Origin of the sequence: Methylibium sp. Pch-M (genome assembly GCF_004136295.1) — a bacterium.
Classification (GTDB): domain Bacteria; phylum Pseudomonadota; class Gammaproteobacteria; order Burkholderiales; family Burkholderiaceae_C; genus Methylibium; species Methylibium petroleiphilum.
In genome coordinates, this window is sequence record NZ_CP029606.1 from 2,493,873 (window position 1) to 2,507,191 (window position 13,319).

The 13,319-nt window shown below is 69.8% G+C and carries 16 protein-coding genes; 11 read left to right on the top strand and 5 right to left on the bottom strand.

The genetic code is table 11. The features are described 5' to 3' along the window. Window positions 1-14: 14 nt before the first annotated feature. From C1M51_RS12060 to C1M51_RS12080, 5 genes are all read left to right on the top strand, one after another. On the top strand, window positions 15-356 hold the full coding sequence (locus C1M51_RS12060; RefSeq protein ID WP_129450080.1) for a flagellar biosynthetic protein FliO: 342 nt from the start codon (window positions 15-17) through the stop codon (window positions 354-356). After that, complete coding sequence (gene fliP / locus C1M51_RS12065) at window positions 343-1,158, top strand: flagellar type III secretion system pore protein FliP (protein WP_409072603.1); 816 nt, start codon at window positions 343-345, stop codon at window positions 1,156-1,158. Before C1M51_RS12060 ends, fliP begins: the two co-directional genes overlap by 14 nt. Window positions 1,159-1,167: 9 nt before the next feature. Beyond that, window positions 1,168-1,437 (top strand): flagellar biosynthesis protein FliQ, encoded by a 270-nt coding sequence (gene fliQ / locus C1M51_RS12070; protein WP_011828176.1) that lies wholly within the window; start codon window positions 1,168-1,170, stop codon window positions 1,435-1,437. A 42-nt stretch (window positions 1,438-1,479) separates the two neighbouring features. Beyond that, entirely contained in the window at window positions 1,480-2,250 is a 771-nt protein-coding gene (fliR, locus tag C1M51_RS12075) for a flagellar biosynthetic protein FliR (protein WP_129450084.1), read from the top strand. A 116-nt stretch (window positions 2,251-2,366) separates the two neighbouring features. Then, on the top strand, window positions 2,367-2,993 hold the full coding sequence (locus tag C1M51_RS12080; RefSeq protein ID WP_129450086.1) for a M48 family metalloprotease: 627 nt from the start codon (window positions 2,367-2,369) through the stop codon (window positions 2,991-2,993). Window positions 2,994-3,003: 10 nt separating this feature from the next. Here C1M51_RS12080 and C1M51_RS12085 read toward each other — a convergent pair whose 3' ends face one another. From C1M51_RS12085 to C1M51_RS12100, 4 genes are all read right to left on the bottom strand, one after another. Further along, window positions 3,004-3,429: a GFA family protein gene (locus C1M51_RS12085; RefSeq protein WP_036234656.1), complete on the bottom strand. Its 426-nt coding sequence runs from the start codon at window positions 3,427-3,429 to the stop codon at window positions 3,004-3,006. Window positions 3,430-3,435: 6 nt separating this feature from the next. Beyond that, window positions 3,436-3,687: a DUF1272 domain-containing protein gene (locus tag C1M51_RS12090; protein ID WP_011828180.1), complete on the bottom strand. Its 252-nt coding sequence runs from the start codon at window positions 3,685-3,687 to the stop codon at window positions 3,436-3,438. Window positions 3,688-3,754: 67 nt separating this feature from the next. Beyond that, entirely contained in the window at window positions 3,755-4,387 is a 633-nt protein-coding gene (locus C1M51_RS12095) for a response regulator transcription factor (RefSeq protein ID WP_011828181.1), read from the bottom strand. Window positions 4,388-4,472: 85 nt separating this feature from the next. Then, on the bottom strand, window positions 4,473-5,657 hold the full coding sequence (locus C1M51_RS12100; protein WP_011828182.1) for a histidine kinase: 1,185 nt from the start codon (window positions 5,655-5,657) through the stop codon (window positions 4,473-4,475). 173 nt (window positions 5,658-5,830) lie between these two features. Here C1M51_RS12100 and C1M51_RS12105 point away from each other — a divergent pair, with 173 nt between their 5' ends. The 6 genes from C1M51_RS12105 to C1M51_RS12130 all read left to right on the top strand — a co-directional run bounded on the left by C1M51_RS12105 (window position 5,831) and on the right by C1M51_RS12130 (window position 12,377). Continuing rightward, the gene (locus C1M51_RS12105; protein WP_011828183.1) at window positions 5,831-6,262 is read left to right on the top strand and encodes a hypothetical protein; all 432 of its coding nucleotides are present in this window, start codon (window positions 5,831-5,833) and stop codon (window positions 6,260-6,262) included. 68 nt (window positions 6,263-6,330) lie between these two features. Next, on the top strand, window positions 6,331-6,693 hold the full coding sequence (locus C1M51_RS12110) for a response regulator (protein WP_011828184.1): 363 nt from the start codon (window positions 6,331-6,333) through the stop codon (window positions 6,691-6,693). Window positions 6,694-6,724: 31 nt separating this feature from the next. Continuing rightward, complete coding sequence (locus C1M51_RS12115; RefSeq protein ID WP_129450088.1) at window positions 6,725-8,884, top strand: chemotaxis protein CheA; 2,160 nt, start codon at window positions 6,725-6,727, stop codon at window positions 8,882-8,884. 50 nt (window positions 8,885-8,934) lie between these two features. After that, complete coding sequence (locus C1M51_RS12120; RefSeq protein WP_129450090.1) at window positions 8,935-10,689, top strand: methyl-accepting chemotaxis protein; 1,755 nt, start codon at window positions 8,935-8,937, stop codon at window positions 10,687-10,689. 118 nt (window positions 10,690-10,807) lie between these two features. Then, complete coding sequence (locus tag C1M51_RS12125; RefSeq protein ID WP_011828187.1) at window positions 10,808-11,332, top strand: chemotaxis protein CheW; 525 nt, start codon at window positions 10,808-10,810, stop codon at window positions 11,330-11,332. 145 nt (window positions 11,333-11,477) lie between these two features. Then, a complete protein-coding gene (locus tag C1M51_RS12130) occupies window positions 11,478-12,377 on the top strand; it encodes a pirin family protein (protein ID WP_129450091.1) in 900 nt (299 codons plus the stop codon). A 90-nt stretch (window positions 12,378-12,467) separates the two neighbouring features. Here the strand turns inward: C1M51_RS12130 and C1M51_RS12135 are convergent, their stop codons facing one another. Continuing rightward, entirely contained in the window at window positions 12,468-13,319 is an 852-nt protein-coding gene (locus tag C1M51_RS12135) for an MOSC domain-containing protein (protein ID WP_129450093.1), read from the bottom strand.

The following is a 13,319-nucleotide window of genomic DNA, read 5'->3' on the forward strand; positions in this document are numbered from 1 at the left end:
AGCAAGAGAAATCCATGTCCGGTTCCCTGGGCTTCGGCCTGTTGTGGTTCATCGTCATCCTGGCCGCGATCCCGCTGGCGCTGTGGCTGCTCAAGCGCACGCCCTACGGCGCAGCGATGAGCAACGCGAACGCGCTGACGCGCACCGTCGGCAGCATGGCGCTCGGTCCGCACCAGCGCATCGTGACCGTCGAGGTCGGCCAGGGCGAGGAGCGCCGCTGGCTGGTGCTGGGCGTGACGCCGCAGTCCATCACGGCGCTGCACACCTTGTCGCCACAGGCCGACGTGACGGTGAATGCCTCCCCCGAGGCGCCGTTCGCGGCGCTGCTGAAGAAGGTCCGTGATGCGAGGAAATGACCGCCCCCGTTGTGGCTGCGCCACGGCGGCCGCTTTCTTGTCGCGCCACAAGCGCGCCGCGCTGATCTCCGCCGTCTCGGTGTTGTCGGCGTTTCCTGCAGTGGCTTTAGCGCAGGCGGCGGGCGGCAACGCGAACCTGCCGCTGATCGTCGGCCAGGGCGCGGGCGGCACCAGCTACTCGGTGCCGATCCAGACCCTGCTGTTCTTCACGGCGCTGAGCTTCCTGCCGGCCGTGCTGCTGATGATGACCGGCTTCACCCGCATCGTCATCGTGCTGAGCCTGCTGCGACAGGCGCTGGGCACGCAGTCGGTGCCGCCCAACCAGGTGCTGATCGGCCTGTCGCTGTTCCTGACGCTGTTCGTCATGGGGCCGACCATCGACAAGGTCTACAGCGAGGCCTACAAGCCCTTCGCGGCCAACCAGATCGCCTTCGACGAGGCGCTGGCCCGTGGCGAGGCGCCGATGCGGTCCTTCATGCTGAAGCAGACGCGCCAGAGCGACCTGATGCTGTTCGCCCGGCTCGCCAAGCTCGACCCGGCGGTGAAGGGCGAGGACGCGCCGTTCCGCGTGCTGGTGCCGGCCTTCGTGACCAGCGAGCTCAAGAGCGCCTTCCAGATCGGCTTCCTGATCTTCATTCCCTTCCTGATCATCGACATGATCGTCGCCAGCGTGCTGATGAGCCTGGGCATGATGATGCTCAGCCCGGTGCTGGTGGCCTTGCCCTTCAAGCTGATGCTGTTCGTGCTGGCCGATGGCTGGAACCTGCTGCTCGGCTCGCTCGCCGCCTCCTTCGCCACCTGACCGATCGCCATGGATGCCCAACAAGTCTTCACCTTCGGCCAGCAGGGCCTGGTCCTGCTGTTGATGGTCAGCGCGCCGATGCTGCTGACCATCCTGGTGGTCGGCCTGCTGATCAGCGTGTTCCAGGCCGCCACCCAGATCAACGAATCGACGCTGAGCTTCGTGCCCAAGCTGATCGCCGCGGTCGCGGTTCTCGCGATCGCCGGGCCCTGGATGCTCACCACGATCGTCGAGTACCTGCAGCGCACGCTGCAGGCGATCCCGACCGTCGTCGGCTAGCCGCTTCAGCGGCCGGCGGATGCCGCCCCCGACGAACCGACCATGTTCACCTTCGACGAGGCCCAGCTCACCGCCTGGCTGAGCCCGATGGTCTGGCCCTTCCTGCGGGTGCTGGCGCTGTTCGTCAGTGCCCCGGTGCTGAGCATGCGCAGCGTGCCGGTGCGGGTGAAGGTGGCGCTGGCCTTCTTCATCACCGTCGCGGCCCAGGCCTCGCTGCCGCCGATGCCGGTGATCGCGCTCGACAGCGCACAGGCCTTCGAGGCGGTGATCCAGCAGCTGGTGATCGGACTGGCCCTCGGCTTCTCGGCGCGCATCGTCATGGCCGGCATCGAGTTCGCCGGCGAGATGATCGGCCTGCAGATGGGCCTGAACTTCGCGGCCTTCTTCGATCCCATCAGCGCCTCGCAATCCACCGCGGTCAGCCGCTTCTTCGGCACCAGCGCAGCCTGGCTGTTCGTCGTGATGAACGGTCACCTGCTGCTGACCGCGGCCGTGATCCAGAGCTTCCATGCCTTCCCGGTGGCCACGCCCGAGGCCGCACCGCTCGCCTTCCTGTCGGCCCTGCAACCCCAGCTCTGGGGCGCGGAGGTGTTCCGCCTCGGGCTGTGGATCGCGCTGCCGATCATCACGATGCTGCTGTTCATGAACCTCGTGCTGGGCCTGATCTCGCGCGTGGCCTCGCAGATCAACATCTTCGCGATCGGCTTCCCGATCACGCTCGGCGTCGGCCTGGTCGGCATCACGCTGACCCTGCCCTTCATGGAACAGCCGTTCACGATGGCGCTGGAGCGGATGTTGGCGCAGTTCCAGTAGCGGCCGGACGGCCTGGATCGGCAGGAGCGCACGGACTTCACCCGTTTTGTGCGAATCTGGTACGGCGATTGCATGGAATCTAGGGTCAACCCTGATGTTGACGTGCGGAGGTTCTGATGCGCGCGATCCTGTTGTCCCTGCTTGCTTCGTTTGCGGCACCAGCATGGTGCGAAGACGACATCCTGGCCGTGCTGCAGCGTTCGCAGCAGATGCAGCTCGACGCGCTGACCGAGGCCCAGGTCGACGACGCCGACCCTGCCGTGCAGGTGGTTCGCCACAGCTTCCAGCGGGTCCTGGACGCGGCAGACGCGCCCGGTGACGTCCGCTTGCTGGTCGTGCGGGGGCCGTTGCTCGCGGTGTGCCTGATGGGGCGCGTGGTCGCCGCGAACGTGTCGCTCGCCGACATGAGCGAGAGCGAGCGCAGCTTCGTGCTGGCCCACGAGCTCGGCCACGTGATGCATCGCCACTGGGCTCAGCTCGGACAACTCTACAAGCGACACATCCCCGGGGAGGTGGTGCAGGCGCACACCGACGCCATCGCCGGCGTGCTGGGCCGTGAGGCCTCGCAGCTGTCGCACGAGCACGAATACGAGGCCGACGCCTTCGCGATGCGGCTGATCCGGCATCTGGGCGAGCCCGAGGACACGCCGCTGGTCCTGTTCCAGCACCTGCCGATGATCAAGGCCACCGCCACCCACCCGGGCACCCAGCAGCGCGTGGTGCACCTGCGTACCCTGCAGTAGGGCCGGACGGTCAGCGGCCCGGTTCGATGCCCGGGTATTGCGGCAGCGCGTCGTCGATCGTCCACCACGCCGCCTTCGACGCCACGTGGATGTGCGCGGCGGGCCGCTGGTCGAAGGGATCGTCGAGGCTGCCCACGCGCAGCCGCAGCACCGCGGGCCGGTCGTCGCGGCGGCTGTGGATCGGCGAGCCGCAATCGCCGCAGAAGCTGCGCCACTTGCCCGGCGAGGACTGAAAGCCGCGCAGCCGATCGACCCCGCGCACCAGCCGGAAAGCTTCCACGGCCACCGGGGCCACCGTGGCGAAAGCCGAGCCCTGCGCCTTGCGGCACTGGCCGCAATGGCAGAGCACGATCGGCCCGGGCGCCCGGTCGAGTTCGTAGCGCACCGCGCCGCACAGGCAACCGCCGCTCAGGCGCACGCTGGCTTCGGCCTGCATCGGCGTTCAGGCGCCGGACGGCGCGCAGCCCGCGGGCTTGAACACCCGTTCGGTCGAGGCCGGGTGGCGCGCCAGCGCCGCGGCCGGCCGGCGAGGGCGGGCCAGCAACTCGCCACCGCAGTTGGGGCAGCGGCCCTGCAGCCGGGTGTCGGCGCAATCGGCGCAGAACGTGCATTCGAAGCTGCAGATCCGCGCGTCGGCCGCTTCGGGCGGCAGATCGGCATTGCAGCATTCGCAGTTGGGGCGCAGGCTCAGCATCGCGGCTCTCCCGGGGCGTTGCACAAGATGAATGGAGACGGGGGTCAGGCTCGGTCGCGGCCGAGCCTCATACCAGGCCGTTTCGGATGGCGTAGACCGTGAGCTCGGAGTTGTTGGTCAGGGCCAGCTTCTCCAGCACGCGGGCGCGGTAGACGCTGACGGTCTTCGGGCTCAGCGTCAGTTCGGCGGCGATGTCCGACAGCCGCTTGCCCGACGCGATCAGCACCAGCGTCTGCAGCTCGCGGTCCGACAGCTTCTCGTGGGCGATCTCGGTGGCCGGCTGGCTCAGGCTCTCGGCCAGCATCTGCGCGATCTCGGGCGTGATGTACTTGCGGCCCTTGGCCACCATCCGCACCGCCTCGACGATGAGCTGGGTGTCGCTGCCCTTGTTGACGTAGCCGTAGGCGCCGGCGCGCAGCGCGCGGATCGCATACTGGTCCTCGGGGTACATCGACACCACCAGCACGCGCAGCGCCGAGCCTTCCTCCTTCAGCACGTGCAGCACGTCGAGGCCGCTGCGACCCGGCAGGTTGATGTCGAGCACCAGCACGTCGCAGTCGGTGTCGCGCAGCAGGCTGCGCAGCTCGCCGTAGTCGCCCGCCTCGCCCACGACCTCGATGTCGGGCGCATCCGACAGCGTGTCGCGGATGCCGCGCCGGATCAGTGCGTGGTCGTCGCAGAGGATGACGCGGACGGTCATGACGGCGCTGCGAGGGAGGATGACTGCATGCTTCCACTCTACCGCGGTCACGGCCCGTCGGGCCAGCCCATCGCAGGGGCCGCCTTCACCGCAGCATGTCCCAGGAGGTCGGGTCGTCCGGGTCGTCCTGCAGGCCGTCGAACTCGCCGGGCCCGGTATCCCCGCCGGCCTCGAGCGGCACCGACAGGATGATGGTGGTGCCGCCCGGTCCGCTGGAGAGGTCGACCCAGCCGCCGACCTGTGCCGCGCGTTCACGCAGTCCGCGGATGCCGAAGGAGCGGGCCTTGGCGAGGTCCTCCTGGATCAGGCCGCGGCCGTTGTCGCTGACCTCGAGCGACAGCACGCGGCCGGCGACCGTGAGATCGACTTCCACGCGGGTGGCGTAGGCGTGCTTGCTGATGTTGGTCAGGGCCTCCTGCGCAGTGCGGTAGGCGGCCAGAGGGACGCCCGCCGGCAGCGGCGGCAACTCGTCGCGGCTGGTGCGGAACACCGTCACCACGCCATTGCGCTTCTCGAAGCGCTGGGTCATCCACTGCAGCGCCGCGATCAGGCCTTGTTCCAGGATGGCCGGGCGCAGGTTGTGCATGATGCGCTGGCTCGACTCGATCGCCAACGTCACGGTCTCCAGTGCGCCCTGCGCGCGCTGCGCCACCGCCGGGTCGCGGGCGTGCCGCTCGATCCACGCCAGGTCGAACTTCAGCGCGGTCAGCGAGCCGCCCACGTCGTCGTGGATCTCGCGGGCGATCGCCGTGCGTTCGGCCTCGATGTTCGCTTGCAGGTGCTGGGCCAGTTCGCGCAGGCGCTGCTCGCTCTGGCCCAGGGCCAGGTCGGCTTCCTGCTTGGCACGCAGCGCCTCGGTGCCTTCGATCGCGTGCAGCAGGGCCGGCACCAGCCGCGCCAGGTTTTCCTTCAGCAGGTAGTCGTTGGCGCCGGTCAGCATGGCCTGCACCGCCACCTGCTCGCCGATCTCGCCCGAGACCAGGATGAAGGGCAGCAGCAGCCGGCTGTCGCGCAGGATCTCCAGGGCGCGCAGGCCCGAGAAGCCCGGCAGGTTGTAGTCGCTGACCACCACGTCCCAGGGTTCGGCCAGCGCAGCCCGGTACCCGGCCTCGGATTCGACGCGCAGCGCGTCGGGATCGATGCCGCCACGCCGCAGGTGGGCCAGCATCAATTCGTGATCGAGTTCCGAATCCTCCAGGTGCAGCACCCGCAGCCGCAGCGGCACGGTGGACAGAGCGGGGGGCAAAGGGGACAGGTCGGGTGCCGGCATGGGTGGAAGGGTCGAACTGGCGGTCGTTTGGCCCCGTGATCTTGACACCGCGGAACGGAGGGCTGGCGAAGAATTGTGCCAAGCCGCACCCGACCGGAGGCAGCGCGCCCCGGGCGCGTGAGGACGGGCGCACGCCCGCAGCGTTCGCGCTGCGCCCACTTGCGAAGACAACGATGCCACAAGCCCAGATCTCCGCCGAACCGGCGTTGCCGCTGCTGCTGGCTGCGGACCTGCAGGACCATCTGATGATGGCCAGCAACGATCTCGACCGCCTGCAGCGCCTGCTCGCCGACACCTGCGATGCGCTGATGCAGCGCTTCCACGGCGCCGTCGGCCAGCTGGACGGTGGCGACGCGATCGACGCCGGCACCGTGCGCGACGTGCGCCGCCTGCTCGGCGAAGCCGTCACGGCCCTGCAGTTCCAGGACATGGCCTCGCAACTGATCGCCCACACCCACCAGCGCCTGCGCAACTGCGCCGACCAGCTGGCGCGCGACGCTTTCGGCGCCGACGGCGACGGCGAGGCGGTGATCGCCCCCCCGCCGCTGCGTCCGAATCCCGTGACGCAGGACGAAATGGACGCCGGCACCGTCGAGCTGTTCTAGCGCGGTGTCGCCGCACTCAAGTAGTTCCTCCAGCAACCGATAAGTCACCGAGAAATCCGGAGAGCGCAATGCATTCAATCCTGGCCGTGGACGATTCCGCATCGATGCGGCAGATGGTGTCCTTCACCCTCAAGAGCGCTGGTTACGACGTCACCGAGGCCGTCGACGGCCAGGACGCGTACGACAAGGCCGCGCAGCGCCAGTTCGACCTGGTGCTCACCGACCAGAACATGCCCCAGCTCGACGGCATCGGCCTGACCAAGAAGCTGCGCGAGCACCCGAGCTTCAAGGCCACGCCCATCCTGATCCTGACCACCGAGTCCAGCGACCAGATGAAGCAGGCCGGCCGGGCCGCCGGTGCGACCGGATGGATGGTCAAGCCCTTCGATCCGGCCAAGCTGCTCGAGGTGATCAAGAAGGTCATTCGCTGAGCCCCGTCAAGACGAGACACGAGGAATCGACATGGGCGACACGAACACGGCCAGTGCCAACCAGGGCGCCGGCATCGACCTGAGCCAGTTCTACCAGGTCTTCTTCGAGGAAGCCGGCGAGAACCTCGATCGCATGGAGCAGCAGCTGCTCGCGATCGACGTGGCCGCGGCCGACGACGAGGAACTCAACGCGATCTTCCGCTGCGCCCACTCCATCAAGGGCGGCGCGGCGACCTTCGGCTTCGCCGACGTGGCCGAGCTGACGCACCAGATGGAGACGCTGCTCGACAAACTGCGCCGCCACGAGCTGCAGCCGACCGCGGCGATGGTCGACGTGCTGCTGCAGTCGGGCGATGCGCTGCGCTCGCAGCTGGCGCGCCACCAGGGTGCGGGCGGCGACGTGCTCGACACCTCGGAGCTGCTGACCAGCATCCGCGCCTTCGTGGGGGGCCAGGCCCCGGCGCCGGCTGCCAAGGCCGCGCCGGTCGCGGCCGCCGCGCCGGCCGCCGTCGTGCCGGCGCCGGCACCGGCGCCGGCCTCCGCCGAGGCGGCGGACGACGTGCCGGTCACGATGAACGGCGACCGCATCCTCGAGCTGACGCTCGGGCCGCTGCAGAAGCCCGAACTGGCCGACAGCATCGTCGAACTCTTCAAGGAGATCGAGGGCCTCGGCACCATCGATCCGATCGACGGCGGCATGCCGCAGGACGGCTTGCGGCGCTTCCGCGTCACCACGCCCAGCAGCGACGCCGACCTGCTCGACCTGTTCGGCTTCCACGTGGCGCGCGAGGAGGTGCAGCTGCGCCCCTGGAGCGGCGAGCGCGTCGCGCCGGGTTACGGCTTCTATCCCAACGCACCCGGATCGCCGATGACCGAGGAAGACCCGGGCTTCGGCTTCTTCGACAACGCGCCCGGTGCGCCTGGCGCCTCCGCCCAGCCGCCCACCGAGGCCGCAGCACCGGCGGTGGCTGCAGGCGCTCCGAAGGCGGCCGGCAAGGCCGAGGGCAAGGCCCCGGCCGCCACGCTGGAGGCATCGTCGATCCGCGTGTCGGTCGAGAAGGTCGACCAGCTGATCAACCTGATGGGCGAACTCGTCATCACCCAGGCCATGCTGGCGCAGAACAGCACCCACCTCGATCCGGTGCTCTACCAGAGCATGGTCTCGGGCCTGACGGCGCTGGACCGCAACACCCGCGACCTGCAGGAAGCGGTGATGTCGATCCGCATGATCCCGATGCAGACGGTGTTCAGCCGCTTCCCGCGCATGCTGCGCGACCTGGCCAGCAAGCTCGGCAAGCAGGTCGAGCTGGTGACGCAGGGCGAAGCGACTGAGCTGGACAAGAGCCTGGTCGAGAAGATCACCGACCCCCTGACCCACCTGGTGCGCAACTCCTGCGACCACGGCATCGAGATGCCGGAGGAACGTCGCGCCAAGGGCAAGCCCGAGGTCGGCACGATCACGCTGGCGGCGTCCCACCAGGGCGGCAGCATCGTCATCGAGGTGCGCGACGACGGCAAGGGCCTGTCGCGCGAGAAGCTGCTGAAGAAGGCGCGCGAGCGCGGCCTGCACGCCCCCGACTCGCTGAGCGACGGCGAGGTCTGGGCGCTGATCTTCGAGCCCGGCTTCTCCACCGCCGAGGTGGTGACCGATGTGTCCGGCCGCGGTGTCGGCATGGACGTGGTCAAGAAGAACATCGCTTCGCTCGGCGGTACCGTCGAGATCGACTCGGCCGAAGGCTACGGCATGCGCGTCGCGGTGCGCCTGCCGCTCACGCTGGCCATCATGGACGGCATGAGCGTGGGTGTCGGCGACGAGGTCTACATCCTGCCACTGTCCAGCGTGGTCGAGAGCTTCCAGGTCGGCGAGAACGTCATCAAGACCGTCGGCGGCAGCGGCCGCGTGGTCGAGGTGCGCGAGGAATACATGCCGGTGCTCGAGCTCGAGCAGCTGTTCCATGTGCCGCGCTCGAACGACGAGCACGCCAGCGAGATCATGGTCGTGATCGAGGCCGAGGGCGGCCGCATCGCGCTGCTGGTGGACGAGCTGATCGGTCAGCAGCAGGTCGTGGTGAAGAACCTCGAGGCCAACTACCGCAAGGTCGACGACATCTCCGGCGCCACCATCATGGGTGACGGCCGCGTCGCCCTCATCCTCGACGTGGGCTCGCTGGTGCGGCGCTCGCGTCATTGAGGGGCCGTCCCCGCCCGACCCGATTCCCGCTCTCCCGGAAAGACTCCAAGATGAAACTCGACCAACTGAAGATCGGCGCCCGACTCGGGGCAGGCTTCGGCACCGTGCTGTTGTTGCTGGTGCTGATCGTCATGCTCTCATTCTCGCGACTCGTGATGACCGAACGGGGCTTCGACAGCGCGCTCGACGTGGAGCATCGCGTGGCGCGGGCCGACGAATGGAAGAACCTGACCACGCTCAACGTCAGCCGCACCATCGCGATCGTGAAGTCGGGTGGCCTGCCGCAGATGAGCGCGTTCCTCACGCCGCAGATGAAGGACACCAGCGAGCAGATCACGCGCGTGCAGAAGGAACTGGAGGCCGAGCTGAGCCATGAGCGCAGCAAGGCACTGTTCGCCGACATTTCCGGCAAGCGCAAGGCCTACATCGACCAGCGCGAAGCGGCGCTGGCGCTGCTGAAGGCCGGCGACGTCGCGGCGGTCGAGCTGCTCCTGGAGAAGAGCCTGCTGCCGGCCTCCAAGGTCTACCTGGCGGCCATCGAGGACTTCAGCAACTTCGAGCGCGAGCTGGCCGTGCAGAGCGCCGCTGCGGTGAAGGCCGACGTGCAGCGCAGCAAGCTGATGCTGCTGGTGCTGGCCGGTGTGTCCATCGTCCTCGGCAGCCTGAGCGCCTGGGTCCTGACCCGGTCGGTGACGGCGCCGCTGCGCCGCGCCGCGGCCAGCACGCAGGCGATCGCCGCCGGCGACCTGTCGCAGCCCATCGAGGCCACGGGCCGCGACGAGGTGGCCGACCTGCAGCGCAGCCTGGGCAAGATGCAGACCTCGCTGCGCGACATGGTGAGTGCGGTGCGCCTGAGCACCGACAGCATCACCACCGCCAGCAGCGAGATCGCGACCGGCAACCAGGACCTCAGCGCCCGCACCGAACAGACCGCGAGCAACCTGCAGGAAACCGCGAGCTCGATGGAACAGCTCACCGGCACGGTCAAGCAGACCGCCGAGTCCGCCCGCACCGCCAACCAGCTCGCGTCGTCGGCCCAGGCCACGGCGGCCAAGGGCGGCCAGGTGGTGTCGCAGGTCGTGTCGACGATGGACGACATCAACGCGAGCAGCAAGAAGATCGCCGACATCATCGGCGTGATCGACGGCATCGCCTTCCAGACCAACATCCTGGCGCTCAACGCGGCGGTGGAAGCCGCCCGTGCCGGCGAGCAGGGCCGCGGCTTCGCGGTGGTGGCCGGCGAGGTGCGCAACCTGGCGCAGCGAAGCGCCCAGGCCGCCAAGGAGATCAAGGACCTGATCGGCGCGAGCGTCGAGCGGGTCGAGTCGGGCAGCAAGCTGGTGGCCGATGCCGGCCGCACGATGAGCGAGATCGTGGGTTCGGTGCAGCGTGTGTCCGACATCATCGGCGAGATCACGGCCGCCGCCGCCGAGCAGTCGGACGGCATCGGCCAGGTCAACACCGCGGTGACCAACCTCGACCAGATGACGCAGCAGAACGCCGCGCTGGTGGAGGAGAGCGCCGCCGCCGCCGAGAGCCTGAAGGACCAGGCGATCCGTCTGGCCGCTTCGGTCTCGGTGTTCCGCGTCGATGCGCATGCCGCGGTGTCGCGGCCGGCTGCCGCCACGCCGAGCCTGCCCGCGCCCAGCGCGCCGCGCGCACCGGTGCAGGCCGCGCCGGCACCCCAGCGCGCCGCCAAGGCGCCGCCGGTGCTGCGCGATGCCGTGGCCGCCGCCAGGCCGGCCCCGGTCGTGGCGGCTGCCGCGGCGACCGCCACGCCGGGCGACGACTGGGAAACCTTCTGATCCGGGTCCGGACGCGCACGCAGGCCTTCAGTCCGCGCCGCAACTGCCGTAAACCACTCTGACATCCCGCGCAGCGCCGCGTCCGCGGCGCTCCGACACCGCACCGAGAGGATCCACCATGGACATGATCGACGCCACCCAAGTGGCCCGCCACGAAGCCCAGCGCCAGGGCAACCGCGCCGGCGCTGGCGCCCAGCCGGGCCGTGAGTACCTCAGCTTCCGCCTCGGCACCGAGGAGTACGGCATCGACATCCTGAAGGTGCAGGAGATCCGCAGCTACGAGCCGCCGACCCGCATCGCCAACGCCCCGAGCTTCCTCAAGGGCGTGATCAACCTGCGCGGCGTGATCGTGCCGGTGGTCGATCTGCGTGTGAAGTTCGGCTGCGATGCTCAGATCACGCCCATCACGGCGGTGATCGTGCTGGCTGTCAAGGGCCGCGTCATCGGCGCCGTGGTCGACTCGGTGAGCGACGTGCTGGACCTGCCGCACGACGCCATCAAGCCGGCACCGTCGATGGGCGCGGTCGTCGACACCAGCCACCTGATCGGCATCGCCACCGTGGCCGAACGCATGCTGATCCTGATGGACATCGAATCGCTGATGACGAGCGCCGAGCTCGGCGTGATCGACGCGGTGGGCTGAGTCCGGCCACGCGCGGCGGCTCCGCCGCGCTCCCCGCCGACGGCGCCCCGAGGGGCGCCGTTGCTCATGGGGCCGACCGGAGGCGCAGCGCGGACCCGCGTGAAACGCGCGACACTCGCCGCAACGCGACTCCCGGACGCCCGGCATGCCCCTGCAACTCCTGACCCCTCACAGCAAGGACCTCGGCGGCGGCTTCACGGTGCGCCGCCTGCTGCCGTCGGCCGCCCGGCAGGCCGTCGGCCCCTTCGTGTTCTTCGACCACTTCGGCCCCATCACCGCCGGCCCCGCCGACGACCACGACGTGCGGCCGCATCCGCACATCGGCCTGGCGACGGTGACCTACCTGTTCGAGGGCGCGATGCAGCATCGCGACTCGACCGGCGTCTCGCAGCGCATCGAGCCCGGGGCGATCAACTGGATGACTGCCGGCCAGGGCATCGTGCACTCGGAGCGCACGCCCGAGGACCTGCGCGGCGTCGCGCGGCGCAGCCACGGCCTGCAGCTGTGGGCCGCGCTGCCGGCCGAGCACGAGGAAACCGCGCCGCGCTTCGAGCACACGCCGGCCGCGCGGCTGCCGCAGCGGCAGGACGGCGGCGCGACGCTGCGGCTGCTGATCGGCCGCGCGCATGGCCTGGCCTCGCCGGTCGGCACGCTGTCGCCGACGCTCTTTGTCGATTACGCGCTGGCGCCGGGTGCGGCGCTGGCGCTGCCGACGCCCGCCGAGGCCACGGAGCGCGCGCTCTACGGCATCGACGCGCCCTACGAGCTGGTGATCGACGGCAACGTCGCGCGCATCGAGCCGTTCACGTTGGCGGTGCTGCCGGCCGACGCATCCACGGTGACGCTGCGCTCGGCCGACGGCGCTGCCGCGCGGGTGGCGCTGATCGGCGGCGCGCCGCTCGGGCCGCGGCACATCTGGTGGAACTTCGTGTCCTCGCGCAAGGAGCGCATCGCCCAGGCCGCCGACGACTGGGAAGCCGACCGCATGGGCCGCGTGCCGGGCGAGACCGAGCGCATCCCGCTGCCGGCGCGACGGCCGGCCTGAGCCGCGCTCTCAAGGAAACGCCGGGCCGCCTCAGGTTTCCTTGCCCCCCGCGGGGGGGCGGGCTGGGCGCAGACCAGCCCTGGGGGGTGGTCAGAACCGGATGTTCGCGCCGCCGACCTGCCCGACGCGCAGCACGCACTCCAGGCCTTCGACGATCACCGCGTTCATGCCGAAGCTGATCGCGCCGCCCACGCGCTCGTCGGCGCGGTAGCCGGCCAGCGTGTCGCCGGGCTCGGTGCCCGGCACGCCGGTGGCCGGGTCGACGTTCGGGATCGGGCAGCGCGGGCAGGGCTTCACCAGCTTCAGGCGCACCGGGCCCTCGGGCGTGTCGAAGGCGATCTCGTCGAGGTGGTCCTCGCCGTGCGCGTCCAGGCCCGTCAGCACCAGGTTGGGCCGGAAGCGCTGCATCGTCACCGGCGGCAGGTCCTTCGCCGCCAGCCGCTCGTTCAGGCCGGCGAGCGAGGCCTCGGAGATCACCAGGATCGGATAGCCGTCGCTGAAGGCGTTCTCGGCCTCGATCGTGCCGGTCCAGGCGCGGTTCGACAGGCGCTTCTGCTCGGGGTCGAAGCGCACCAGCCGCAGCGGCTGGCGCAGGAAGTCGCTGAACCACTGCGCGGCCAGGTCGCCCATGTCGTAGGCGGCGACCTCGTCGTCCCACACGCGCACGCGGGTTGCGGCCTCCGCGGTGTCGAGCGCCAGATGCAGTGCCAGCATGCCGGGTGCGCGCAGCACCAGCTCGCTGTGGCGCAGCTCGGTGGCCACCAGCGCCATGCGCGGCAGCTCGCGCTGGCTGAGGAACTCGCCGTCGGCGTCGACCACCATCCAGGCGCGGTCGAACTCGAAGCCGGTCTCGATCAGCAGCACTTCCGGCAGGCTCACGCCTGCGCAGGACTTGACCGGGTGCACGTGCAGGCCGGCAATCGTCACGTCGATATCGCTCAT

What these genes read in the sequence shown, in the direction of transcription:
- C1M51_RS12060 (WP_129450080.1), top strand. Translation starts at nt 15, where the DNA reads ATGTCCGGTTCCCTGGGCTTCGGCCTGTTGTGGTTCATCGTCATCCTG.
- fliP (WP_409072603.1), top strand. Translation starts at nt 343, where the DNA reads ATGCGAGGAAATGACCGCCCCCGTTGTGGCTGCGCCACGGCGGCCGCT.
- fliQ (WP_011828176.1), top strand. Translation starts at nt 1,168, where the DNA reads ATGGATGCCCAACAAGTCTTCACCTTCGGCCAGCAGGGCCTGGTCCTG.
- fliR (WP_129450084.1), top strand. Translation starts at nt 1,480, where the DNA reads ATGTTCACCTTCGACGAGGCCCAGCTCACCGCCTGGCTGAGCCCGATG.
- C1M51_RS12080 (WP_129450086.1), top strand. Translation starts at nt 2,367, where the DNA reads ATGCGCGCGATCCTGTTGTCCCTGCTTGCTTCGTTTGCGGCACCAGCA.
- C1M51_RS12085 (WP_036234656.1), bottom strand. Translation starts at nt 3,429, where the DNA reads ATGCAGGCCGAAGCCAGCGTGCGCCTGAGCGGCGGTTGCCTGTGCGGC.
- C1M51_RS12090 (WP_011828180.1), bottom strand. Translation starts at nt 3,687, where the DNA reads ATGCTGAGCCTGCGCCCCAACTGCGAATGCTGCAATGCCGATCTGCCG.
- C1M51_RS12095 (WP_011828181.1), bottom strand. Translation starts at nt 4,387, where the DNA reads ATGACCGTCCGCGTCATCCTCTGCGACGACCACGCACTGATCCGGCGC.
- C1M51_RS12100 (WP_011828182.1), bottom strand. Translation starts at nt 5,657, where the DNA reads ATGCCGGCACCCGACCTGTCCCCTTTGCCCCCCGCTCTGTCCACCGTG.
- C1M51_RS12105 (WP_011828183.1), top strand. Translation starts at nt 5,831, where the DNA reads ATGCCACAAGCCCAGATCTCCGCCGAACCGGCGTTGCCGCTGCTGCTG.
- C1M51_RS12110 (WP_011828184.1), top strand. Translation starts at nt 6,331, where the DNA reads ATGCATTCAATCCTGGCCGTGGACGATTCCGCATCGATGCGGCAGATG.
- C1M51_RS12115 (WP_129450088.1), top strand. Translation starts at nt 6,725, where the DNA reads ATGGGCGACACGAACACGGCCAGTGCCAACCAGGGCGCCGGCATCGAC.
- C1M51_RS12120 (WP_129450090.1), top strand. Translation starts at nt 8,935, where the DNA reads ATGAAACTCGACCAACTGAAGATCGGCGCCCGACTCGGGGCAGGCTTC.
- C1M51_RS12125 (WP_011828187.1), top strand. Translation starts at nt 10,808, where the DNA reads ATGGACATGATCGACGCCACCCAAGTGGCCCGCCACGAAGCCCAGCGC.
- C1M51_RS12130 (WP_129450091.1), top strand. Translation starts at nt 11,478, where the DNA reads ATGCCCCTGCAACTCCTGACCCCTCACAGCAAGGACCTCGGCGGCGGC.
- C1M51_RS12135 (WP_129450093.1), bottom strand. Translation starts at nt 13,319, where the DNA reads ATGAGCGATATCGACGTGACGATTGCCGGCCTGCACGTGCACCCGGTC.